Below are 18,401 nucleotides of genomic sequence, written 5' to 3'. Positions count from 1 at the left end.
GCCGCCCGGCAGGGCACTCGTACGGCCGTCCGCCCGCCTCGGCGCTAGGAGGCCCCGATGCCGTCCCCCGGCACCGAAGCCACGGTCACCACCGCCGTGCCCGCCCGTCTCGACCGGCTGCCCTGGTCCCGCTGGCACTGGATGATCGTCATCGGCCTCGGCACGGTGTGGATCCTGGACGGCCTCGAAGTGACCGTGGTGGGCAACATCGCGGGGCGACTCTCCGAGGAGGGCAGCGGCCTCGCCATCAGCTCCGCCCAGATCACCGGCACCGCGGCCGCCCTGTACGTGGCGGGAGCCTGCGCGGGCGCCCTCTTCTTCGGCCGCCTCACCGACAAGTTCGGCCGGAAGAAGCTCTTCATGGTCACCCTGGCGGTGTATCTCGGCGCCACCGCGCTCACCGCGCTCTCCTTCGACGCCTGGTGGTTCTTCGTCTTCCGGTTCCTCACCGGCTTCGGCATCGGCGGTGAGTACGCGGCCATCAACTCGGCCATCGACGAACTGATCCCGTCCAAGTACCGCGGCCGCGTGGACCTGATCATCAACGGCAGCTACTGGCTGGGCGCGATCGGCGGTTCGCTGCTCTCGGTCGTCATGCTGAACACCAGCATCTTCCCGAAGGACCTCGGCTGGCGGCTCACCTTCGCCCTCGGCGTCGTACTCGGCCTGGTGATCCTGCTCGTACGGCGCCATGTGCCGGAGAGCCCGCGCTGGCAGTTCATCCACGGCCACGGGGAGAAGGCGGACGCCCTCGTCACGTCGGTGGAGCGGGAGATCGAGCAGGAGAAGGGCGAACGCCTGCCGCCGCCCGACCGCGAGATCACCATCCACCAACGCAAGAGCATCGGCTTCGGTCTCATCGCCAGGACCGTCTTCCGCGACTATCCCAGGCGTGCGGTGCTCGGCCTGTCCCTCTTCATCGGTCAGGCGTTCCTCTACAACGCGATCACCTTCGGCTTCGGCGCGATCCTCACCAAGTTCTTCGACGTCCCCTCGGGCAGCACGGGTTACTACTTCGCCGTCATCGCCGCGGGCAACTTCCTGGGCCCGCTCTTCCTCGGCAAACTCTTCGACACGGTGGGCCGCCGGATCATGATCTCCTCGACGTACATCGTGTCGGGCGTCCTGCTCTTCGGCACGGCCTGGCTCTTCGACCGTGGTTCGCTCAGCGCGGCGACGCTCACGGCCTGCTGGTGCGTGGTGCTCTTCTTCGCGTCGGCGGGCGCGAGCAGCGCGTACCTCACGGTCTCCGAGATCTTCCCCATGGAGACCCGCGCCATGGCGATCGCCTTCTTCTACGCCATCGGCACGGCGGCCGGCGGCATCAGCGGCCCGCTGATCTTCGCCAAGCTGACCGAGTCCGGCGTCGTCGGCGACACGGTGCTCGCCTTCCAGATCGGGGCGGGACTGATGTGCGCTGCGGGTCTCGTCGCGGCGGTGTTCGCGGTGAAGGCCGAGAGGCGGTCGCTGGAGGACATCGCGAGGCCGCTTTCGGAGGCGAAGGCGGAGGCGTAGGCGGGGGCGTAGGCGGGGGCGTAGGCGGGGGCGTAGGCGGGGCGGGGCCCGGCCGGGGGTGGGAAGATCCGGCCATGAGCGGAGAGGGAGTGTCGAACCCCCACAGGGTGGCTGTCCTGGTGAGGGACGGCGTCCTGCCCATGGAACTGGGCCTGATCCACCAGCTGTTCGGCAACGCACGCTCGCCCCAGGGCGCCCGCCTCTACGAGCTGACGACCTGCGCCCTGGCCCCCGGCAGGATCCGCACGGACGCGGACTTCCCCGTCTACGCCGAGCACGGCCCCGACGCGGTGGCCGCAGCGGACACGGTGGTCATCCCGGCCTCGCACGAGGAGGACGAGTCGCTGGGACCGGGCGGTCTTTCGCCTGCCCTGGCGGGCGCGCTGGAGTCCGCCACCCGCGCCCGTATCGCCTCCATCTGCACCGGCGCCTTCGTCCTCGCGGCAGCGGGCCTACTGGACGGCCGCAGGGCCACGACGCACTGGCTGTCGGCGGACCTCTTCGCCCGTACGTTCCCGGCCGTGACGGTCGATGCGGACGTCCTGTACGTCGACGAGGGCCCGGTCCTCACCTCCGCGGGCGAGGCGGCCGGAATCGACCTCTGCCTGCACATGATCCGCGGGGACCACGGCGCGGCGGTGGCCGCCGACGTGGCCCGCCGCAATGTCGTACCCCCGCACCGCGAGGGCGGCCAGGCCCAGTACATCCGGCGCCCGGTGGCGGAGCCCCGCCTGACGTCGACGGGCCGGGCCAGGGAGTGGGCCCAGCAGCGCCTGTCCGAACCCCTGACGCTGGCCGAGATGGCCGAGCGGGAGTCGATGAGCGTGCGCACTTTCAGCCGCCGCTTCCGCGAGGAGACGGGCCTGACGCCGATGCAGTGGCTGACCCAGCGCCGCGTGGACCGGGCCCGCGAACTGCTGGAGGAGACGGACCGCACGGTCGACCGCATCGCGGCGGACGCGGGCTTCGGCACGGGCGCGTCGCTGAGGCAGCACTTCCAGGCGGGGCTGGGGGTGTCGCCGGGGGCGTATCGGGTGACGTTCAGGGGGACGAGGGGCTCATTCTGAGCGGGCCTGAGCGGGCCTGATCGAGCCTGATCTGAGTAAGCCCTGAGTACGCGTACTCTGTCGCGCCCCCTGGCGAGGTCGGCAGGCTCGTACGCATGACGGCAAAGTCGATGAAGTCGATGCACATGAGCCCGCGGACGAGGCTGCGCATAAGCCCGCGCATGACCCCCCGCCACGACGTGAGCCCCATGAACCCGAGGAACCTGCTGACGCCCCTGCCCGGCACCCCGCCCCTGCGCCGCTGGACGACGCGCGCGGTGGGCGCGGGCCTCGCGGTGGCGGCGTACCTCCTCTGCCTGCCCTGGGACCTGCGCAACCGCCCCGAAACGCCCGGCGCGATCAACGAGACGTCACCGGTGACGGCGCTGGGGATCACCGGCCTGACCGTCGCGATGCTGTCCCTGGCCGCCTACTTCGGCTTCCGTGACCGCCTCGGCTTGGCGCTGCTGATCGTGGCGGGGCCGCCGGCGACCCTGATGTACGTCTCGTTCGACAGCCACCCGGAGCCGGATGCGGCGGTGTGGCCGCTGGCGTGGGGGTTCTTCGTGCTGGTGATGGGGGCGGGGGTGCTTGCGGTGGCGGGGTTCGCGCGCTTGTTCAGGGACAGCGAGGCCTGAGCGAGGCCTGAGCGAGGCCTGAGCGAGGCCTGAGCGAGGTCAGACGGACGCCTGGCGCCGATCGGCGAGCACCCAAGAGGCAAGCCCCACGCCCCCCGCGACCGCGAAGACGGCGGGCCAGGCCCCGACCTTCTTGGCGAGCGGATGGGACCCGGCGAAGGCGGCGACGTACGTGGCACTGAGCGCGGCGGCGGTCCTGCCCCCGGCCGTGGCACGCCATTGCTGCGCGGCGGCGGCTCCCGCGGCGGCGAGTACGACGCCGCCGAGCGGCCGCTTCTTGGTCCACCGGGCGACGGCGAACCCGCCGACGAGCCCACTGGCGGCCACTGCTGCTGCGGGTACTTGTGCCACGCCTGCCTCGCTTCCACTTCCACGGCTTCCAGCTGATGCTTGCAGCCGATACGTCCCTTGATGGTCCGTCGCCGAGGCTAACGCGCTGCCGGGAAGCCTTGCGGCGAGGGGGCCCGCGCCGCGTAGGTTGGTGAGGGTGCGCGCTGCGGCCGGCGGCGCGACCGAAGGCGCACCGACGAGGGACCGATAGTAGAGATGACCGCGCGAACCACGCGAACCACCGCTGCCAGCCGCACCCGAACAGCCCTGGTCATCGGGGGTGGTGTCGCAGGACCGGTGGCGGCGATGGCGCTGCGCAAGGCGGGCATCGAGGCGACGGTGTACGAGGCGCAGGCGCACGAGCCGCAGGCGCACGAGCCGTATGACGCCAAGTCGAGTGGCCGGGGCGGTGGGATGACGATCGCCCCGAACGGCATGCAGGCGCTGGAGGCGATCGACGCGGCGGAGCTGGTGAGCGAGATCGGCACCCCGGTGACGGCCCTTGGCCTGCGCAGCTGGACGGGCAGGGACCTGGCCCAACTGGCCCCGCCCGCTGACCTCCCCACCACACGCTTCGTCTGGCGGACGGAGCTGCACGAGACGATCGCCGCGGAGGCGGAACGCCGCGCGATCTCCATTTTCCGGGGCAAGCGCCTGTTGGACGCGACGGACACGGGCACGGGGGTGACGGCCCGCTTCTCGGACGGCTCACTTGCGAGGGCGGACATCCTGATCGGCGCGGACGGCTTGCGTTCGACGGTGCGAACACTGATCGACCCGTCAATCCCGAAGCCGCACTACGCGGGAACGCTCACCTTCACGGCACGCGTACCGAGAACTGAACTCCCTTCAACGGAGGGGGTGTTGTACATGTGCTACGGCAAGAGGGCGTACTTCGCCTACCAGATCTTCGACGACGGTTCGGCGGCCTGGTTCGCGAACCTGCCGCACCGTGAGCCGATGACGTCGACGGAGGCGCAGGCGGTGGGCGCGGGGGAGTGGCTGAAGCGCCTGGGAGAGGCGTTCACGGCCGACCGCACCGCGGCGCCGGACCTCGTGAGGGACACGCTCCCGGAGGACTTGCTGATCACGGGCCCGACGGAGACGATGCCGCCGGTCCGGACCTGGAGCAGGGGTCGCATGATCTTGATCGGCGACGCGGCGCACGCGACGTCGCCGACGTCGGGCCAGGGTGCGTCGCTGGCGTCGGAGAGCGCGGTGGAACTGGCCCGCTGCCTACGGGACTTGCCCCCGGGCAAGGCCTTCAAGGCGTACGAGACCCTGCGCCGCCCGAGGGTGGACCGCATCCTGAAACACACGACGGCTACGGCGACGGCCACGTCGGCAGCGGCCCGCACAGCTACGCCGAAGCCGGCGGGCCCCGTGAGCCGAGTCCTCCGAGACGCTCTGCTGCCGGTGGCGACGAAGGTGGGCGGGGCGGGGGGAGCGGTGTGGGGGGCGTGGCAGTTCGACCACCGGATCGATTGGGACGAGCGGATCGGATAGGCAGGCGGAGGGGGGCCTCCGAAGGGCGTCTGTCCGGGGCTGTCCGGGGCTGACCGGGGCCGACCGGGGCGCTCGGCGGCTGCCCGCGGCGGTCGGGCGGCGGTCGGGCGGCGGGCGGCGGCTGTCCGGGTGAATTGCGGTGGGGCAGGGTCTGTGCGGTCGGGGAAGAGGGCAGTCCCTTGGACACACCCCCATGATCGCGATGATCACGTACCTGAAAGGGACCCCATGCGTATTCGTACCGCCTTGGCTGTCACCGCTCTCGCGGCCACCGCAGTGTTGGGCGCCAGCGGCACCGCCCTCGCCGATGACGACCACGACAGGGGCTGGCGGGCAGGCTTCGCCTACGAGAACCTCGGCGGCCCCGCCGGAATCACCAAGGCCGCCGGCCACGGCGAAGGCGGCCACCACGACCGGGGCTGGCACCGAGGCTTCGCCTACGAGAACCTCGGCGGCCCGGCAGGGATCACCCATGCCGCGGGCTACGGCGCGGGCAGCCACGACGAGCACGACAACGACGACGACTGACGCACCTCAAGCACCACACGGAAGAGGGCCCGCCATGAGCGGGCCCTCTTCCGTGTGTCCGCACGCGTCCGGCATCGGATTGATCACCGGGTGGATTGGGATGGGCGGGCCGGGTAAGGCGAGGACCTGAGGGACCCACGGCTGCCTGCCTTTTGGGAAGTCGGCGGGGCACGCCACAAGCACCACAAGCACCACGGGTAGGGACTGAAGTAATGAAGAAGCTCAAGGCTGTGGGCAGGGCTGCCGGGGTGGCGCTCTGCGCCTCCGTGATGGTGGCCGCCGGCTCGGGCATAGCGAATGCCTCGGCCAAGTCGGCAGGTTGGGACCACGTAGGCACCAGCACATTCAAGCACCGCGACACCGACCTGCACTTGTGGTTCACCAGCTACGTCCACTCCACCGGCGGCAGCTTCATGGCGTGCGTCGACAAGACGCAGTTCAAGGAAACGGTCGCCCTCTGGGAGCACGACGCAAGCAACTCGAGGAAGGTGGCGTCGAAGACCACCTCAGGCGGCTGCCTCACCTTCAACAACATCGGGGACTACGTGGACGGCAACAACAACAAGGCGGAGTTCATGGTGTCGACGACGGACGCAGAGGGCGGCGGCACGGTCCTCTACTACGACTAACCCCGCCACTGCGCCTCGCCGCTCCGTGCCCCGGAGGGTCAGAGCTTCGGCTCCACGGGGAACGGCAGGGCGCCCGCCCACTCGCCGAGAGCGCCCGCGGCAGCGGAGCGCAGCTCGCCCGCCACAGGCACTTCGGCAAGCAGAGAGGTCTGTCTCGTATGGATGCCCCGAAATCGACCCAGGCGTCCGACTCGCCAGCCAGCAGTGGGAGGTGGGCGGGTGGGGGTGTTGACATGACCTCAGTGTGGGATGCCGGCACCGGCCTCGTGGCGGACCCGTGGGGACCAGTCGGCGAGGGCGCGCCATACGTCCTCACCGGGAGACGCAAGGTCGAGCGCGGCGCTGAGGATGTGGATGCCGAGGCGAGGAGGAACAGCGTTGCCGATCTGCTGGGGGATGTCGCCGCCGGACCAGGGGAACCGCTTCGGGAAGGTCTGGAGCTGACCCGCCTCGCTCGTGCTCAGCCGGGGTAGATCGTGCTCCATCGTGTCGTCGGAAACGATGCGGTTGCGGGAGACCTTGCCGGTCACCGTGGGCGCGGGTTCGCAGGAGCGGCGCCTGCCGCGGAGCTTGGGATCGCCGCCGGTGCCGTAGTTGGAGACGACCTGGAAGGGGCTGGTCCGCTCAGTTAGGACGTCCTCCATCGTCACCCAGCTCTGGAGCACGAGATCGCCGGCCGGGCGCGGGGCGCCCTTGCGGTAGCGCTGATGTGTGGGAGAGGGGAGGGCTGCCGTTTGTCCGTCACGTCGGGCGACGAGGATCGCGCGGCGGCGGGTCTGTGGGATGCCGAATTCCTCGGTGTGCAGGATGCCGTGGTCCACCGAATAGCCCTCCCCAGCGAGGGCTGCTCCGTACGCCTTCCAGACAGGGAGGGCCGCGGGCACCTGCTCGAGGACGATGGCGTCGTAGGGGCGCAGCTCGTCGCTGTCGATGGCGTTCAGCGCCCAGCGCAAGGGCTCCAGGACAAGCCCGGTGCGCTCGTCGTCCATGCCGGCGAGGTCCGCATCGATGTTGGCGCGTGCGTCACGGTCGACCAGCCGCTGGACAAACTTCAACACGTCGTCCAGGGCGCGACGATCAGCTCCGCGGCCGGCGACGGTGAAGCTCTGAACGGGCGGGCCCCCGGTGAGGACGTTCGCTTCGGGGATGTCCGCAGGACTGTGACTGCGCACGTCGCTGTGGATGGTCTGTAGACCTGCCGCCTCACGTGTCATGACGGCGTTCGCATCCCGTTCGATCCCCGTCGAGGGGATGCCCAGGATGGAAGCGGCCATGCCCAGCCCGCCGGGGCCAGCGAAAAGGTCCACGATGTGGAAACCCGCGAGTGGGAGTTGGTGAGGCGGGACGACGGTCATGGTGAGCGAGTCTATCGGCGGTGGGAGTCAAGGGAGCCGGAGAGTAACTGGCCGAGCCTAGCGATGTGTTCGCTTGTATGGGGGTGCGTTACAGGCGATGACTGGGGCGCGGTGCAGTCGTGCGTCGAGGTGGCGTCGAGAGTGCAGTGGTGAGGTTCGGTCAGATTGATCACGTCGTAGTGAAGAATCAGTCAACTTTCGACGTGGCTGCATCCGAGGTGATCGCTCGCGTTCCACGATGGGCGAGTGGAAAGTGTACGAGGTATAGGTCATATATCCGGCGTCGCACCTGGGGCGGTCTTCCATCGCCGTGCGGACGTCTTGCGAGCCAAACTGCACGGTGATCAGCAGCGAGGAATCTCCACGCTGCGGGATCCGGACGGCAGTAAGGTCGCCGACGCCATCGTCCTGAACGGTGGTTACGAAGACGACGAGGACCACTGGACGTGGGTGCGCTACACGGGAGCTTCGCCTGACAAGGACCGCGACGCGGTGACGAAGAAGCTCCTGCGGAGTCAATCTTGGTCGTATGCCGACAATGCGGCTCTCAACCTGAGCTACGAGCGGAAGCACCCCGTTCGGATCGTCCGCGGCTATAAGGGAGACGAGCGGTACTCCCTGCGTGATCAGTACAGGTATGACGGCTTGTACGAGATCACGGAGGTACGTACGGCTACGTCCAAGTCGCCTGCGCCTGACGGTACTTCCATCCAGATTTGCCAGTTCGATCTCCACCGACTCCCCGACTCACAGCAACAGGTGACTCCGGTAGAGAAGCGGATCGCCGAACTTTTGGAACAAGGGGAACTGGACGGCGACGATGCTGAGAAGATTCCCGAGTCCCGTACCACACAGGTGCAGAGATTGGTGCGTGATGCTGCAGCGGCACGGCGCATAAAGGATCTCTACGACGGGCGGTGCCAGGTATGTGACGTGCGCCTGGTGGGCCCGGATGAGAAGCCCTATAGCGAGGGCGCTCACATAAAGCCGCTGGGCAATCCGCACGGAGGGCCGGACGTCGAGCGAAACATCCTCTGCCTCTGCCCCAACTGCCACGTACGCCTTGATCTCGGCAGCATTCTCATCGAGGACGACTGGACGATCGTCGTACGCAGTGGTGGGGAAGGTGCAAGCGTGCTACCGAAATTGACGGTGAAGAGGGGGCACCAGGTGCACCTCGACTACGTTCGCTACCACCGCAAGTGGTGGGGGAGTGGGAGCAAGTCCTAGCTGCCCCTCTCCGTTGGGGGCATACCGGGTCGCTTGTCTGGTAGCCCCCCGTCGTGGTTAGGGAGTTCCGTCGTGGTTAGGGAGTTCCGCCCCCGTGACACTCCCCATAAGCCCGCCCCGACCCACACCAACACCCAGCCCCCGCCTCCGGCGGCCACCCCACAGCCCGGCCCCTTGCCGCCAGTGTCGTTGCGTACTGCGGGAGTAGGGAGACGTCCGTTGGTTCGGTGCCCTCTGAGGCTGCGAAGGCTTCGTAGGACGGGACCGTGCCTGTGACGATTCCCAGGTTGGGGGTGCCGGAGGCTGAGAGTTCTCTCAGTGACTCCTCTATCGTCGCCAAGTGGGCCTCGTGGGAGGGGTATTCCGATTCCAGGGCCGGGTACGCCGTCAGGAGTTCCCTAAGTTCCGTTGCCGGCCAGTGGAGTACTGCCACCGGGAAGGGGCGGGAGAGCGCTTCCCTGTATGAGCCCAGCTCTGCCTGGATTCTGGAGATCTCCGCTCGTAGTTCCGCCGGGTTGTCCGAGCCCAGGGACCAGATTCGTTTGGGGTCGTGCAGTTCGTCCAGGGGGACGGGGGACGACGAGACCTCGTCTGCCAGGGCGTCCCATGCGTCGTGCTCAGCGCCCAGCAAGCGGCGCACCCTGTGGCGGCCGAACAGCAGCGGGCGTTGGTCGTATGACGGGGTGCCCGCCCCACCCGAAGGGGGGAGGAGGAGTTCCAGGGCCTGGGTGAATGTTTCCTGCGCTTGCGTCAGTTCGTCGTGCGCCTCCAGCGACTCCGCCACGATCACCCACGGGGCCGGGTCGCGCGGCGCCGCCGCTCGGACTCCGTCGATGATCGCCCTTGCTTCCGCCTCGTGGCCGTACTCCCAGAGGTTCGACGCCTTCAGGGCTCGGATCAGGGTCGGGGCCGACGCCGGGTGGGCGGCGTCCGGGGCCAGCAGGCGGTCGTAGAGCGTGGTCGCGCGGTCGCGCTCGCCCGCCAGCTCCAGGTGGGCCGCGGCCTGGAGCAGCAGGTGCTCGGTGTCCTCGGGGTACAAGCCGGCAGTCCGCTCCAGGCGCTCGGCTTCGGCGATGTGGTCGGCAGGCGTGTCGGGGCGCATACGGGACACCGTACTGCCGAGTGGGGGCGTTACAGCAGGGTTGTCGTGCGGATACGGGGATACGGGGATACGGGGATACGGGGACACAGGGTTACGGGGATACCGCCTCGGTGCGGCGATGGTCCTTGCCCATGGCTACTTGGCGGGTCTGGCTTTATCGTGCGGGCGGCCCGGAGAGGAGTGGTAGCCGTGCGGGAGCGGGTTCCTGTTGTCGTGCAGGGGCGAAGGGGGCGAAGGGGGCGGAGGGGGCGGAGGAGTTCCCTTGTGCGAGGGCTGTGGGGTGCGGCCGAGGCCGCCGTCACCTGCGGGCTCGTGCTGCTGCTCCTCGTCGCCCATCAGCTCTGGTGGACCAATCGCCAGGCCCGCGAAGGCGCCGAGCGCCAGGTTCAGGCCCTTGAGGAGGAGTGGGGGAGCCCGTCCCCTTCCGCGCCGCCTGGAGCCGCTGCCGAGTCTCACCCCGACCCTGACCCTGACCCCGACTCCGACCCCGAATCGCGTACCTCCGGCTCCGGTGGACCCTCCGAGCAGCGCCCCGGCCGCCGTCAGCAAGCCGCCCCCGACCCCACCCCCGCGCCCCGCTGGGACCAGGCCTACGCCGTCCTCCGCATCCCCCGGATCGCGATCCGCGTGCCCGTCGCCGAGGGCGTCAGCAAGGGCGGCGTGCTGAACAAGGGGTACGTCGGGCATTACCCGCGCACCGCCCAGCCCGGCCAAGGGGGGAACTTCGCGCTCGCCGGGCATCGCAATACCCATGGAGAGCCCTTTCGCCGCATCAATCGGCTGCGGGGCGGTGACGAGCTTGTCGTCGAGACCCAGAAGGCCATCTACACGTACGTCGTCGACAAGACGCTGGCCCAGACTTCCGCCCGTGACAGCGGCGTCATCCGCCCCGTCCCCCGCAGCGAAGTGAAGGCGGGGCACGGGTACAGCTCTCCCGGGTACTACATCACCCTCACCACCTGCACCCCCGAGTACACCTCCAAGTACCGGCTCATCGTGTGGGGGAAGCTGCAGTCCATGCGGCCGAGGTGAGGCCCCCCGGGGTCAGCGCCGACGCTCCCGCAGCGCCCACACCAGCGCCGCCCCCACCACGGCCAGGACCGCCGACACCACCAGCGCCATCTGCGCCCCACGGGCCAGCGAGCCCCCCGACGTCGATATCGCGATCATCAGCGCCACTCCCGCCGCCGAACCGATGTACCGCGCCGTGTTGTTGGCCCCCGAGCCCATCGCCGCCCGGTCGGGCGGGACGGAGGTGACGGCCAGCAAGGGGAGCGCCGCGTTCAGGAAGCCGCTGCCCGCGCCCGAGATCACGAGGCCGGGCAGAAGCAGCGGCCACGGGCCCGCGTCCACCGCGGACAGCATCGTCAGGACCGCCGCCGCGTGCAGGGCGAAGCCCAGGGCCAGTTGGTGGCGGGGCGAGATCTTGCCCGCCAGGCGGCGCGCCTGCAAGGCCACCAGGAATGACGTGCCCGACCAGATCATGAGCAGGAGCGCCGTGGCCATCGCCGACATGGGGAGCGTCTGCTGCAGGAGTGTCGGGAGGTAGCTGAACAGCGCGATCACCGCGAAGCCCGTGAAGAAGCCGCCCGCCGATGACGCGAGGAACGGTGCCTGGCGGAGCAGGGCCAGGTCGAGCATGGGGGCCGCCGACCGCTGTTCCACCGCCGCGAACGCCGTGATCAGGACGGCTGCCGCCACGAGCAGTACCGTCACCGGCGTACGCAGCCAGCCGTCCCTGCCCAGCGTCAGCGCCGCCACCAGCGCCACCAGCGCGAGGCCCAGCGTCAGCGCCCCCGCGAGGTCCGGGCGGCCGCCGCGTGGGGCGCGCGATTCCGTCAGCGTGCGCGGGGCGAAGGCGGCCACCGCGAGCGCCGCCGCCCCCAACGCCACGTACGACCAACGCCAGTTCCACTGTGACGCTATGCCGCCCGCGAGGACCGGGCCCACAGCGATGCCGCCGCTCACGAACGCTCCCCAGATGCCGGTCGCCCTGATCCGGGCGGGCCCCGCCGGGAACGCGTGCACCAGCAGGCCGAGGCTGGCCGCCAGGATCGCCGCGCTCGCCGCGCCCTGGGCGACGCGGGCCAGCGTGAACAGCCAGGTCGACGAGGCGAGCGCGCCGAGCGCCGTGGTGATGCCGAGCGCGACCGTCCCGGAGAGGAAGATCCGGCGGCGGCCGTAGTCGTCGGCGAGACTGCCCGCCACCAGGAGCAGGGCGGCCAGGCCCAGCGGGGTGCCGTTGAGCAGCCAGGCCTGGGCGGAGAGCGGCGTGTGCAGGGAGGCCGCCGTGTCCGGGAGCGTGACCATCGGCGCGGTGTACGTCATCAGGGCCACGGCGGTGGCCGCGCTGGTGACGGCGAGTGTGGCGGCGGGGCGCGGGTGGACCGGCGGGGCCGTGGACGGTGCCGAGATGACGGCGGCTGCGGTGCGTTCTGGCCGTGGCGGCATGGCCTGCTCCTCCAGGGGGCATCAGAGTCCGAGAAGGCAGGTTCAGTCATTGAACCTGCCCTGCCCGATGACCGTAGCAGGGCGAGTTCATTCATTGAACCTTGGCAGTGGAAAGTCGTTAAGGTGGACCCATGGCTCTCGGCAAGGACTACGCGGCGCAGGAATGCTCCATCGCCCGCGCGCTGGAGGTCGTCGGGGAGCGCTGGACGCTGCTCGTCGTCCGTGACGCGCTCTACGGGGTGCGGCGCTACAACGACTTCCTCGTCCACCTCGGCATCCCCCGCGCGGTCCTCGCCTCGCGCCTCCAGTCGCTCACCGCGGCCGGCGTCCTGGAGAAGCGGCCGTGCGCGCAGGCGCCCTCGCGGCACGAGTACGTCGTGACGGAGCGGGGCCGCGCCCTCTGGCCGACCCTGCGCGCGCTCGGCACCTGGGGGCGCGACAACTTCTCGGAGACGAAGCCGCCGCGGTACTTCCGGCATGCGGAGTGCGGTACGGAGCTCGGGCTCGTCGGGGAATGTCCGGCCTGCGGAATCCTCGTACCCGTCGAGGACGTCGAGATGGTGCCAGGACCCGGGCTCGATCCGGACCCCTCCGATCCGGTCAGCCGGGCGCTGCTCGCGCCCCGAAGGCTCCTTACGGCCGTGGAGACGGATCCTGTATAACGGCAGTACGCGATAGGACGTATCAACGAGTGGCGAGGGAGGGCCGGTAAATGCAGGACGCGATGCGCAGCTGGAAAGCCGCCCTCCGCCCCACCGGTCTCCTCCTCTTCCTCCTCGTCGAGGTCGTCCTCCTCGACGCGAGCAGCCTCACCGCCGCCGTCGCGCTCGCCGCGACCGCCGCCGCGGGCTCCGCGCTCGCCGTCTGCTCGCTGATCGCCGCGCGCTGCGCTCCCGCCGTGCCCCGCACTCGGGTACGTACGGCCATCCGCGACCGCGAGAAGCGCACGGCGTTCCTGCCGCAGCGCGATCCCGACGCCGCCGGGCGCAGGCGACCCCGAGCACCGGGCCGTCTCGTCATGACGGCCGCGTAGGGAGCACCGGACCACCGGAAACCCGAAGCCCCCTTCGCGGGCCGTCACGCCGAAAAGAGCATCTGCCCCTTTTCCTCGGCACGACGAGACCCCCCGGAGGGCTCCTCCATGTTTGGCTTCCTGCCCGATTTCATGTCCCTTTTCGCCGACTTGGTCGGCTCCATCGCCGACCTCCTCGAACCCCTCTTCCACGCCTCCGCGATGGCCGCCGCCATCGTGCTCTTCACCGCGTGCGTACGACTCCTCGTCCACCCCTTGTCGCGGGCGTCGGCCCGTGGCCAGAAGGCGCGCGCCAAGCTCTCGCCGCAGATCGCCGAGTTGCGCAAGAAGCACGCCAAGAACCCCGAGAAGCTGCAGAAGGCGGTCCTTGAGCTGCACGCGGCGGAGAAGGTCTCGCCGCTCTCCGGGTGCCTGCCGAGCCTGTTCCAGCTTCCGGCGTTCTTCCTGCTCTACCACCTGTTCTCCAGCTCCAGCATCGGCGGGGAAGCCAACGCACTGCTCAAGCACAAGCTGTTCGATGCACCCCTCGGCGGGCGGTGGGCCGACGCGCTCGGCGACGGCGGGGTCTTCGGGGCGCAGGGCCTCGTCTACCTCGGGCTCTTCGCGATCGTCGCCGCCGTCGCGACCTTCAACTTCCGGCGTACGAAGCAGCAGATGGCCGCGTCGGCCGCGGCCACGCCCGTTGGGGACGCGGGACAGCAGGTGCCCGGCATGGGGGCGATGAGTGCGATGACCAAGGTCATGCCGTTCATGTCCTTCATGACGCTCTTCACCGTCGCCTTCGTGCCGCTCGCCGCCGCCCTGTACGTGGTCACCAGCACCACCTGGAGTGCGGTCGAGCGCGCCGTGCTCTACCGCGACATGCCGTACGGGGCCGGGGCGGGCGCGCTGGCTACCGCTGGGTAACGGTCCGATCTGTGAACAGGGTCTTGCGGAGTGGACCGCGAGATTGGAGGATCGGCCAAACCTCCGATGGCCGCAACCCATCGGCCGGGTACGCGGACGGTCACAGCGGACCGGCCGCGCTCGACCAAAGGGAGAATGACCATGAAGCTGCTGCGAGTCGGTACGGCAGGGGCCGAGCGCCCGGCGCTGCTCGATGCCGAAGGCACGCTGCGGGACCTTTCAGGGACCGTCACGGACATCGACGGGTCGCTGCTCGCCGACGCGGCGGCCCTCGACCGGATCCGGTCCGCAGCCGAGTCGGGCGAGCTGCCCGCGCTCGACGCGGCGGGGCTGCGGGTCGGGCCGCCCGTGGGGCGGATCGGCAAGGTCGTGTGCATCGGGCTCAACTACCACGACCACGCGCAGGAGACCGGGGCGACGCCGCCCTCCGAGCCCGTCATCTTCTTCAAGGCGGCGGACACGGTGGTCGGCCCGAACGACACGGTCCTGGTGCCGCGCAAGTCGGTCAAGACCGACTGGGAGGTCGAGCTCGCGATCGTCATCGGGCGCACCGCGCGCTACCTGGAGTCCGACGAGCAGGCGCTCGCGCACGTCGCCGGATACGCGGTGTCGCACGACGTGTCGGAGCGGGAGTTCCAGATCGAGCGCGGCGGCACCTGGGACAAGGGCAAGAACTGCGAGACGTTCAACCCGCTGGGCCCGTGGCTGGTGACGGCGGACGAGGTCCCCGACCCGCAGGCGCTGTCCCTGAAGCTCTGGGTCAACGGCGAGCTGAAGCAGGACGGGACCACCGCCCAGCAGATCTTCCCGGTGGCCGAAGTGGTGCGCTACGTAAGCCAGTTCATGACGCTGTACCCGGGCGATGTCATCAACACCGGTACGCCGGCGGGTGTGGCCATGGGACAGCCGGAGCCGAAGCCGTATCTGCGGGCCGGTGATGTGGTGGAGCTGGAGATCGAGGGGCTCGGCAAGCAGCGTCAGGAACTGAAGGACGCGTAGCCCTTCGGGGCGGGGGGCGCGGCGGATTCGTGGCGCCCCGGAGCGGCGTCGGCGGAGTGGGCCTCCGTCGACGCCGCTCCGCGGGTGCGTCGTGGCTGGGCGAGCTTCCCCGCGCCCCTGACGGGGCGTACCCGCGGCTTACGTGAACCGCTCCAGTGCCTCGACCACCATCGCGTGGTCCGCCGCCTGTGGAAGCCCGGACACCACCACCGTGCCGATCACGCCCGCGCCCCGCACCGCGATCGGGAACGCGCCGCCGTGCGCCGCGTACACGTCCGGGTCCAGGCGCGAGGACTCCTCGAACGTCGTCCCCTTGGCGCGGAAGCGCGTGCCGACCAGGAACGACGAGCAGCCGTAACGTTCGACGACGCGGCGCTTGCGGGCGATCCAGGCGTCGTTGTCCGGGGTGGATCCGGGCAGCGCCGCGTGGAAGAGCTGTTGGCCGTTCCGGGTGATGTCGATCGCGACTGGGGCCTGGCGTTCGCGGGCCAGATCGACCAGGAGAGTGCCGAGCGCCCAGGCGTCCTCGTGCGTGAAGTGGGGGAGTACCAGGCGGAGTTCCTGGGTCTCCAGCTCTTCCACTGTCGGTGCGGCAGGCGTCGTCATACGACCACCGTCACACCGTCGCGGGCCGAGCGGCGCGCCGCCTCCAGGACGTCGAGGGCCGCTGCGGCCTCGTGCGCGGAGACCGGGTTCTCGCCTGCGCCCCGGAGCGCGGCGGCCACGGCCGCGTAGTACGCGGGGTAGTCGCCCGGCAGCGTCCTGACCGGGTTGCCGCCGCCGGTCAGCGGGGACTCGCCGGAGCCGACCCGGCCCCACATGCCTTCGAGTTCCTCACCCCAACTGCCCTCGTCCGTGGGTCGCTTGCCGTCACGGAGTGCGGCTTCCTGCGGGTCGAGGCCGTACTTCACATAACCCGCCGCCGAGCCCAACGCGCGGAAGCGCGGGCCGAGTTGGGCAGTGGTGGCGCTCACGTACAGGTGAGAGCGGACGCCGTTCTCGTGCGTGATCGCGATGAACGTGTCGTCGTCGGCCTCGGCGCCGGAGCGGCGGACGTCGGACTCCGCGTACACGGACCGCGCCGGGCCGAAGAGTACGAGCGCCTGGTCGACGACGTGGGACCCGAGGTCGTAGAGGAGACCTCCGATCTCTTCGGGGTTCCCGGACTCGCGCCAGCCGCCCTTGGGCTGCGGGCGCCACCGCTCGAAGCGGGACTCGAAGCGCCATACGTCGCCGAGCTCGCCGTCGGCGATGAGCTTCTGGAGGGTGCGGAAGTCGTTGTCCCAGCGGCGGTTCTGGAAGACGGAGAGGAGAAGGCCGCGGTCGTCGGCGAGCGCCGCGAGCTCGCGGGCCTCGGCGGCGGTGCCCGCGATCGGCTTGTCCACGACGACCGGGAGGCCTGCCTTGAGGGCGGCGGTCGCGAGCGCGACGTGCGTCTTGTTCGGGGACGCGATCACCACCAGGTCGAGCTCGTCCGCGCGGGCCCAGAGGTCGTCGGCCGATGCGGCGAAGTTCAGTCCGTCACCGAACTCGGCGCGGGCCTGCGCCTGCCGCTCGGGGTTCGACGTGACGACCGTGTCGAGGGCGAGGCCCTCGGTGGCGGCGATCAGCGGGGCGTGGAAGACGGAGCCCGCGAGGCCGTATCCGATGAGGGCGACGCGTAGCGGGGAGCCTGAGCCTGTACCAGTCATGCCTGTCATCCCAGTCGTGCCTGTCATACCAGTCATGCGTTCCACTTAAGCAACGGTGTTGCCAAAGCGCAAGCGCGGGCGACAATGGGGGTGTGAACAGCACTGATAAGGCGAGGGCGGGTATGGGGAGCGGTGGCAGGACGGGCGCCGGGGTGAACCTGCCGGCGCTGCGCGGGCACAACGCCGCTCTTGTGCTCGACCTGCTGCGCACGGCGGGGGACGGCGGCATAAGCCGCCTCGAACTGGCCGAGCGCACGGGGCTCACGCCGCAGGCCGTCAGCAAGATCACCGCGCGGCTGCGTACGGAGGGTCTCGCGGCGGAGGCGGGCCGGCGCGCCTCGACGGGCGGCAAGCCGCGGACGCTGCTGCGCCTCGTCCCGGACGCGGGCCACGCGATCGGCCTCCACCTGGACCGCGACGAGCTGACGGCGGTCCTGGTCGACCTCACCGGCCACGTGGTCGCGGAACGCCGGGCGCCGCTGGATTTCGCGGCTGGTGCGGAGGCGGTGGTGGACGCGGCGGTGGGGGTGGTGCGGGACTTGGGGGCGGGCGAGGTGCCGCCGGCCGGCGGCGCGGGGCTGCTCGGCGTCGGGGTCGCGCTGCCCGGTCCGCTCGACCACTCCGACGGGGTGCTGCATCGCGTGACCGGTTTCCCCGCGTGGGACGGGTTCCCGCTGCGGGACGCGTTCGCCGGGCGGCTCGGGCTGCCGGTCGTCGTGGACAAGGACACGAACGCGGCGGCGCTCGGCCTCGCGCTGGGCGGGGTGGCGGAGTCCTTCGCGTATCTGCACCTCGGGACGGGGCTCGGCGCGGGCCTCGTGCTGGGCGGGGGCCTCTACCGCGGGGCGCGGACGGGGGCGGGCGAGTTCGGGCACCAGGTGATTCAGCTGGACGGCCCGGAGTGCGAGTGCGGCGACCGCGGCTGCATCGAGGCGCTGTGCCTGGCGGCGGTCGCGCGAGGTGATCTGGACGAGGCGGCGCGGGTCCTGGGGGCGGGGGCGGGGAACTTGGTCAGCCTGCTCGACATCGACCTCGTACTGCTCGGCGGCCGGGCTGTCCTGGCGGACGAGGAGTGCTTCGTACGAGGCGTGGGCGCGGTGGTGACCGAGCGAGCGAGGCGTGGCGGAGGCGGAACGGAGGTCCCGGTCGCCGTCGCGTCCGGGGGAGAGCGGGGCGTCGCGGAGGGCGCCGCGCAACTGCTCCTCGCGCCATTGTTCGGCCGGGCGGATGTGGCGTTTCCGGTGGGGCGGGGGTAGGGGGCTGGGGGTTGGGGCCTGAGGCCTGGGGTTTGGGGCCTGGGGTTTGGGTCTTGGTCTTTTGCTGCGGGTGTGTGGGGGTTGGGCGCGCAGTTCCCCCCGCCCCTGGGGAGGGCGGTGCTGCTCGGGGGTGCTTCTGGCGGGCCAGGGCTGGGGGCTCTGCTGGGCGGGTGGTGGCTCGCGGGG

Annotated in this window: 19 protein-coding genes; 13 read left to right on the top strand and 6 right to left on the bottom strand. The window is 70.5% G+C overall.

Annotation, left to right across the window (positions count from 1 at the left end; translation table 11 throughout):
• Positions 1 to 57 precede the first annotated feature (57 nt).
• From E5671_RS19510 to E5671_RS19500, 3 genes are all read left to right on the top strand, one after another.
• Entirely contained in the window at positions 58 to 1,515 is a 1,458-nt protein-coding gene (locus E5671_RS19510) for an MFS transporter (RefSeq protein ID WP_160505248.1), read from the top strand.
• 74 nt (positions 1,516 to 1,589) lie between these two features.
• A complete protein-coding gene (locus tag E5671_RS19505; RefSeq protein ID WP_160505247.1) occupies positions 1,590 to 2,582 on the top strand; it encodes a GlxA family transcriptional regulator in 993 nt (330 codons plus the stop codon).
• Between the two features lie 95 nt (positions 2,583 to 2,677).
• Positions 2,678 to 3,199: a hypothetical protein gene (locus E5671_RS19500; RefSeq protein WP_237330197.1), complete on the top strand. Its 522-nt coding sequence runs from the start codon at positions 2,678 to 2,680 to the stop codon at positions 3,197 to 3,199.
• A gap of 39 nt (positions 3,200 to 3,238) precedes the next feature.
• On the opposite strand, the gene E5671_RS19495 is transcribed toward E5671_RS19500, so the two are convergent.
• Positions 3,239 to 3,550: a hypothetical protein gene (locus E5671_RS19495; protein WP_160505246.1), complete on the bottom strand. Its 312-nt coding sequence runs from the start codon at positions 3,548 to 3,550 to the stop codon at positions 3,239 to 3,241.
• A gap of 195 nt (positions 3,551 to 3,745) precedes the next feature.
• Here E5671_RS19495 and E5671_RS19490 point away from each other — a divergent pair, with 195 nt between their 5' ends.
• The 3 genes from E5671_RS19490 to E5671_RS19480 all read left to right on the top strand — a co-directional run bounded on the left by E5671_RS19490 (position 3,746) and on the right by E5671_RS19480 (position 6,192).
• The gene (locus E5671_RS19490; RefSeq protein WP_160505245.1) at positions 3,746 to 5,035 is read left to right on the top strand and encodes an FAD-dependent oxidoreductase; all 1,290 of its coding nucleotides are present in this window, start codon (positions 3,746 to 3,748) and stop codon (positions 5,033 to 5,035) included.
• A 228-nt stretch (positions 5,036 to 5,263) separates the two neighbouring features.
• Positions 5,264 to 5,563 (top strand): hypothetical protein, encoded by a 300-nt coding sequence (locus E5671_RS46315; RefSeq protein WP_237330196.1) that lies wholly within the window; start codon positions 5,264 to 5,266, stop codon positions 5,561 to 5,563.
• A 212-nt stretch (positions 5,564 to 5,775) separates the two neighbouring features.
• Positions 5,776 to 6,192 carry a hypothetical protein gene (locus E5671_RS19480; RefSeq protein ID WP_160505244.1) on the top strand — a complete coding sequence of 139 codons (417 nt, stop codon included), beginning with the start codon at positions 5,776 to 5,778 and terminating at the stop codon, positions 6,190 to 6,192.
• Positions 6,193 to 6,431: 239 nt separating this feature from the next.
• Here E5671_RS19480 and E5671_RS19475 read toward each other — a convergent pair whose 3' ends face one another.
• A complete protein-coding gene (locus E5671_RS19475) occupies positions 6,432 to 7,547 on the bottom strand; it encodes a DNA cytosine methyltransferase (RefSeq protein ID WP_160505243.1) in 1,116 nt (371 codons plus the stop codon).
• 246 nt (positions 7,548 to 7,793) lie between these two features.
• Between E5671_RS19475 and E5671_RS47425 the strand changes: the two genes are divergently transcribed.
• Complete coding sequence (locus E5671_RS47425) at positions 7,794 to 8,777, top strand: YDG/SRA domain-containing protein (protein ID WP_160505242.1); 984 nt, start codon at positions 7,794 to 7,796, stop codon at positions 8,775 to 8,777.
• A gap of 76 nt (positions 8,778 to 8,853) precedes the next feature.
• Here E5671_RS47425 and E5671_RS19465 read toward each other — a convergent pair whose 3' ends face one another.
• Positions 8,854 to 9,879 carry an SEC-C domain-containing protein gene (locus E5671_RS19465; RefSeq protein WP_160505241.1) on the bottom strand — a complete coding sequence of 342 codons (1,026 nt, stop codon included), beginning with the start codon at positions 9,877 to 9,879 and terminating at the stop codon, positions 8,854 to 8,856.
• Positions 9,880 to 10,143: 264 nt separating this feature from the next.
• On the opposite strand from E5671_RS19465, the gene E5671_RS19460 reads away from it, so the two are divergent.
• On the top strand, positions 10,144 to 10,911 hold the full coding sequence (locus E5671_RS19460; RefSeq protein WP_336605787.1) for a class E sortase: 768 nt from the start codon (positions 10,144 to 10,146) through the stop codon (positions 10,909 to 10,911).
• 12 nt (positions 10,912 to 10,923) lie between these two features.
• On the opposite strand, the gene E5671_RS19455 is transcribed toward E5671_RS19460, so the two are convergent.
• Entirely contained in the window at positions 10,924 to 12,330 is a 1,407-nt protein-coding gene (locus E5671_RS19455; protein ID WP_160505239.1) for an MFS transporter, read from the bottom strand.
• 131 nt (positions 12,331 to 12,461) lie between these two features.
• Between E5671_RS19455 and E5671_RS19450 the strand changes: the two genes are divergently transcribed.
• The 4 genes from E5671_RS19450 (at position 12,462) to E5671_RS19435 (ending at position 15,268) form a co-directional block, all read left to right on the top strand.
• Complete coding sequence (locus E5671_RS19450; protein WP_160505238.1) at positions 12,462 to 12,992, top strand: winged helix-turn-helix transcriptional regulator; 531 nt, start codon at positions 12,462 to 12,464, stop codon at positions 12,990 to 12,992.
• Between the two features lie 50 nt (positions 12,993 to 13,042).
• Positions 13,043 to 13,363, top strand: a complete 321-nt coding sequence (locus E5671_RS19445; protein WP_160505237.1) for a DUF6412 domain-containing protein — start codon at positions 13,043 to 13,045, stop codon at positions 13,361 to 13,363.
• A 120-nt stretch (positions 13,364 to 13,483) separates the two neighbouring features.
• Complete coding sequence (locus tag E5671_RS19440; protein ID WP_202122090.1) at positions 13,484 to 14,269, top strand: YidC/Oxa1 family membrane protein insertase; 786 nt, start codon at positions 13,484 to 13,486, stop codon at positions 14,267 to 14,269.
• Between the two features lie 141 nt (positions 14,270 to 14,410).
• Positions 14,411 to 15,268 carry a fumarylacetoacetate hydrolase family protein gene (locus tag E5671_RS19435; RefSeq protein WP_160505236.1) on the top strand — a complete coding sequence of 286 codons (858 nt, stop codon included), beginning with the start codon at positions 14,411 to 14,413 and terminating at the stop codon, positions 15,266 to 15,268.
• 138 nt (positions 15,269 to 15,406) lie between these two features.
• Here E5671_RS19435 and E5671_RS19430 read toward each other — a convergent pair whose 3' ends face one another.
• Both E5671_RS19430 and E5671_RS19425 read right to left on the bottom strand, forming a co-directional pair.
• A complete protein-coding gene (locus E5671_RS19430; protein WP_160505235.1) occupies positions 15,407 to 15,874 on the bottom strand; it encodes a heme-degrading domain-containing protein in 468 nt (155 codons plus the stop codon).
• Positions 15,871 to 16,959, bottom strand: coding sequence for a Gfo/Idh/MocA family protein (locus tag E5671_RS19425; protein WP_160505234.1), 1,089 nt, complete (start codon positions 16,957 to 16,959; stop codon positions 15,871 to 15,873). Before E5671_RS19425 ends, E5671_RS19430 begins: the two co-directional genes overlap by 4 nt.
• A gap of 122 nt (positions 16,960 to 17,081) precedes the next feature.
• Between E5671_RS19425 and E5671_RS19420 the strand changes: the two genes are divergently transcribed.
• Complete coding sequence (locus E5671_RS19420) at positions 17,082 to 18,215, top strand: ROK family transcriptional regulator (RefSeq protein WP_160510285.1); 1,134 nt, start codon at positions 17,082 to 17,084, stop codon at positions 18,213 to 18,215.
• The last annotated feature ends 186 nt before the right edge of the window (positions 18,216 to 18,401 follow it).

This window comes from Streptomyces sp. BA2, from assembly GCF_009769735.1.
In the GTDB taxonomy this organism is placed as follows: Bacteria; Actinomycetota; Actinomycetes; order Streptomycetales; family Streptomycetaceae; genus Streptomyces.
This window is presented reverse-complemented; position numbering and strand designations above follow the sequence as displayed.